7 protein-coding genes are annotated in these 4,496 nt (G+C 37.2%); 5 read left to right on the top strand and 2 right to left on the bottom strand.

The window, feature by feature from the left end; translation table 11 throughout:
• Window positions 1-110: 110 nt before the first annotated feature.
• Both JGH11_RS19100 and JGH11_RS19095 read right to left on the bottom strand, forming a co-directional pair.
• A complete protein-coding gene (locus tag JGH11_RS19100) occupies window positions 111-545 on the bottom strand; it encodes a VOC family protein (protein WP_201114443.1) in 435 nt (144 codons plus the stop codon).
• A gap of 84 nt (window positions 546-629) precedes the next feature.
• Window positions 630-1,304, bottom strand: a complete 675-nt coding sequence (locus tag JGH11_RS19095; protein ID WP_201114441.1) for an isoprenylcysteine carboxylmethyltransferase family protein — start codon at window positions 1,302-1,304, stop codon at window positions 630-632.
• A gap of 365 nt (window positions 1,305-1,669) precedes the next feature.
• Here JGH11_RS19095 and JGH11_RS19090 point away from each other — a divergent pair, with 365 nt between their 5' ends.
• The 5 genes from JGH11_RS19090 (at window position 1,670) to JGH11_RS20400 (ending at window position 4,438) form a co-directional block, all read left to right on the top strand.
• Complete coding sequence (locus JGH11_RS19090; protein WP_201114439.1) at window positions 1,670-2,242, top strand: DNA-3-methyladenine glycosylase I; 573 nt, start codon at window positions 1,670-1,672, stop codon at window positions 2,240-2,242.
• A gap of 73 nt (window positions 2,243-2,315) precedes the next feature.
• Window positions 2,316-3,488, top strand: coding sequence for a PstS family phosphate ABC transporter substrate-binding protein (locus JGH11_RS19085; protein WP_201114438.1), 1,173 nt, complete (start codon window positions 2,316-2,318; stop codon window positions 3,486-3,488).
• A gap of 52 nt (window positions 3,489-3,540) precedes the next feature.
• Window positions 3,541-3,720 carry a GNAT family N-acetyltransferase gene (locus JGH11_RS19080; RefSeq protein ID WP_236264220.1) on the top strand — a complete coding sequence of 60 codons (180 nt, stop codon included), beginning with the start codon at window positions 3,541-3,543 and terminating at the stop codon, window positions 3,718-3,720.
• A gap of 378 nt (window positions 3,721-4,098) precedes the next feature.
• Entirely contained in the window at window positions 4,099-4,266 is a 168-nt protein-coding gene (locus tag JGH11_RS19075; RefSeq protein WP_201114437.1) for a hypothetical protein, read from the top strand.
• The gene (locus tag JGH11_RS20400; RefSeq protein WP_201114436.1) at window positions 4,259-4,438 is read left to right on the top strand and encodes a hypothetical protein; all 180 of its coding nucleotides are present in this window, start codon (window positions 4,259-4,261) and stop codon (window positions 4,436-4,438) included. Before JGH11_RS19075 ends, JGH11_RS20400 begins: the two co-directional genes overlap by 8 nt.
• Window positions 4,439-4,496 lie beyond the last annotated feature (58 nt).

The following is a 4,496-nucleotide window of genomic DNA, read 5'->3' as shown; positions in this document are numbered from 1 at the left end:
TTGCTTTATCCATAAAGTTGTCGCTTGTTTACTTCAACGATTCTTTTGCATACCAAAATACCGTTTCATGACCCATTGTCACATTATTTTTTCAGAGTTTCATTTTTCTGTCATTCCGATAAAGGATAATTTACCATCCAATTGATCCCGAATTTATCAGCGAGCATACCGATATACTCACCAAAGAACTCTTCTTTCATCGGGGACCATATCTGCCCGTCAGCCGACAGAGCATTAAATAACCGGTCGGCTTCCTCACGGCTTGTAGCTGTTGCTAAAATGGAAAAATTGTTACCGAATGTAGTCTGGGCTTCATATTCTTTCACATTGTCTGAGCCCATCAGCATAGTCTCTTTGCTTATCGGCAGGGACATATGCATTATTTTGTTCGTGTCCTCATCTGCCAAAGGAGGCAAGTCTTCCTGCGGAGGCATTTCACTGTATCTGGTGATATAGGTGAATTCGCCACCGAAAACTGATTTGTAGAAATTAAACGCTTCTTCGCAATTTCCGTTGAACATCAAATATACATTTACTGTTGCCATGTTTTTACGCTTTTAATTGTTTAAATGGTTGAATAGTAAAACAATGTTATTATAGAAGAGTTGTCTTTATAGACCATTGAAGATCTAAAACACGAATGGGATGATACGATACCTTACCTTTTTACAATAATCCGTATATCCGGGCAGGTTCTCACGCAACTCATTCTCTTCATCAATCGCCCGTGCAGCAAATGTAATGATAAAAATAATCGCGGGTATCATTCCCCACCAAGATCCTAAGGACGAAGGTGTGGCAAGCATAAGTACGGTTACTCCCAGATACATCGGATGGCGGACAATGCCATACAGACCTGTTGAAATGACTTTATGCCCATACTGCACTTTAACCGATGTACTAAGCCATGTATTTTGTTTATATACAAAGAAGACTTCGACGAATGCCAGAGCTATCACAATAGCGGAAGCATAAGACAACCACGGGGGAACTTCCGACCAACCTTTATTGTAATCGAAAGCTGATAACAGAAGAGTAAAAAAAGACATAAGGATAGCTATCGCCTGAATAATTTTCTGTATACCTCGTGTTTCGGTCGTAGGGCCGACAGAAAGCCGGCTTTTAAGAAGTTTCTTGTCGTGCAGAAAGAGGTAAATAGTGATAATAGATTGGGATATAAAAAACATGGCTATATAAATCCATGCCAGTGGATAATTAAAACTCATTCCCGGCAAAAAGAGTACCAATCCGATGACTGTTATAAGGATTAGGATTCCTGCTATGCTTTTGAATACTAAACTCATTTGTCTTTTAACTATCTATAATTATAATTTGTAATAGATTATAACAATACCTTTATCGAAAAGTTCTTTCCGGTTCATCTTTTGAATAAATGTTACCCGTGGTGCATTTAGAAGGATAAAACATGAAGTTGCTCATTATCAATTAAATGGTTATATTTAATTGTCTAACAAACGATTAAATACATGAACAACTTCACTCTAAATTACTAAAAAATATCACTTAAACAACTGATAACGAGCTTGTATTTATGGCAATTCAATGAAATTTAAACAGGCTCTTAATAAACTATTAAATATAAACTCTATTATTTGAACTCTTAGATGATGTGTAAATATTATCTTTGGAATAAACAAATATTCGTAAAATGGAAGATATAACAAATGGACGTTGTAGTTGGTGTGGAACTGATGAATTATATGTAAAATACCACGATGAGGAATGGGGCAGACTTGTTACAGATGATAAGATCCTATTTGAATTTTTAGTATTGGAAAGTGCACAGGCAGGACTAAGTTGGATTACTGTTTTAAGAAAACGTGAAGGCTATCGTAAAGCTTTTCATGGTTTTGACGTTGAGAAAGTGGCCAAAATGACCGATGCAGATGTTGAGCGTTTGATGAAGTTTGACGGGATAGTGAAGAACAGATTGAAAATCGCATCTACCATCACCAATGCAAGGCTATTTATCGAAATTCAAAAAGAGTTTGGCAGTTTCTACGATTATACTCTATCGTTTTTCCCTAATAAAAAACCGATAGTCAACCACCTCAAATCACTAAAAGATGCTCAGGCTTCGTCTTCTGAATCCGATGCCATAAGCAAGGATATGAAAAAGCGGGGCTTTAAATTCTTCGGTTCCACTATTTGTTACGCCCATTTGCAGGCTTGTGGCTTTGTAAATGACCACTTAGTGGATTGTTTTTGTAGGAAAGAATAGTAGGAAATTCTTTTTGTCTTTAGTTATTATTGTTAGATGAAATAATAATTGCTTATAATCTAATCATTTATATATGTTTAAGAGTAAAACTTCCAGAGTATTATTGTCTATACTGTTAATCATAATATTGTCAATTTTCGGATTCTTTATGTTGGTGGTTGCCACCTTTTCAGGGGAGGGTAATTTTTATTTGCCGGTCATTCTCATTACCTACATTTTACTGATAGCATGGCATATAGTATGGTCATTTAAAATTCTGGGCAAGAAATTATTAATTTATAGCATTATAGGCATTGTCCTTTGCAGTGTATTAACTGTAGGAAGCTATAATATATATCAATATTATATAAACAGTATACCCACTGTCAATGAGCAAGATCTGATCTTGGCCGATTATGAACCTTTTAAAGAAGGAACTAAGACTGTGATCCTCCATGAAGAATCGATGTTGAAGATTACGGACAGTTTACCCCGTATTGATGGAGCTACAGCTTTATATCCACTTTATGCAGCTTTTGTTCAGGCAACTTATCCCCAAAAGGAGTATAACCTACGAGAAAGTGAAGTCAGGGGAGGGACAACACCACGAGCATATGAACGGCTAATAAGCGGCGAGGTTGATCTTATTTTTTGTGCACAACCATCAAAGGAACAAATAGAGGATGCTGCCGGTAAAGGGAAAGTATTTAAAATGACCCCTATCGGTAGAGAAGCCTTTGTGTTTTTTGTCAATAAAAAGAATCCTGTGAATGAAGTCTCATCGGCACAGATAAGAGACATATATTCAGGTAAAATAATTAACTGGAAAGAGTTGGGAGGTGAAAATGACGCCATCAGAGCTTTTCAACGTCCGGAAGGTAGCGGTAGTCAGACAATGCTCCATCATATAATGGGTAATCAACCTTTGATGATGCCTATACAAGAGAATAGAGTAGGAGGTATGGGAGAGATAGTTGAACGTACATCGGTTTATAAGAATTTCAATAACGCTATCGGATATTCTTTCTTACTATTTGCAACACGAATGGTTCAGAACGATGAAATTAAACTCTTGAAGGTAGATGCCATATATCCTGACAAAAAATCTATAGAAAATAACACATATCCTTTTACCGGAGATTTCTACGCTATTACAACTGATACTCAGAATAAAAATGTAGAGAAGCTAATTAAATGGATCTTATCCCCTCAAGGACAATATCTTGTCGAAGAAACAGGATATACGCCAATCTTAGCTTCCCATTGAGAAAGTATTTTAACATCTGGGTACAACTATAAATAATCGAATTCAGTAAATAATGAACGTGTTTACCTACCCCGAACATAGAGGCAATGGCTATGCCACTTCTCAAAAGAATAATCTTATCGTAGATGCTGATAATATCTTTGTTTCCGTTCTCTACCTTTATTCTACTAAAGCGAGAAAGAGATTATATGAGAAACTGGGCTTTAAAGAGGTGGAATATTCTGCAATGTGATATTACATGAACGAATAGCAATTCTTTCCCTACATTTTAAGGATATCATCTAGCTCTTCTTTTTCAGAATACAGCTTGTAGAATTGACAAAAATTTTGTTTTTCAATCTCGTATAACTCTAATTTTCTGTTAGATAATATACAATTGCCATAATTATTCTCAGAGTGATAATTTTTTAGACATAATTTATAGCTACTGTCAAAATATGTTATGTTCAAAACAGCCGACTTTGGAGGCTGTTTCTCCCCTGACCTTCAGGGAGAGGGGCGAGTCAGTTTTTGTCTGACAAATTCAATTTGTCTTACAAAAACACAACTCGCAAACAACAGGAGTTGTTACTATGTTTCACCTTGAAAGATATGATGAACGGATGGACGGATGGATGAACGGACGGATGGACGAATGGATGAATGGATGAATGGATGGATGGACGAATGGATGGACGAATGGATGGACGAATGGATGGATGAATGGATGGACGAATGGATGGATGGATGGACGAATGGACGGATGGATGAATGGATGGACGAATGGATGAATGGATGAATGGATGAATGGACGGATGGACGAATGGATGGATGAATGGATGGACGAATGGACGAATGGACGAATGGATGGACGAATGGACGAATGGACGAATGGATGGATGAATGGATGGATGAATGGATGGACGAATGGACGGATGGATGGACGAATGGATGGATGGATGAACGGATGAACCAACGGATGAACCAACGGATGAACCAACGGATGAACCAACGGATGAACCAACGGAT

It is taken from the genome of Dysgonomonas sp. Marseille-P4677, from assembly GCF_016652235.1.
Lineage (GTDB): Bacteria > Bacteroidota > Bacteroidia > Bacteroidales > Dysgonomonadaceae > Dysgonomonas.
Note: the sequence above shows the minus strand (reverse complement) of the source record. Positions and strands in the feature narration are given on the sequence as shown.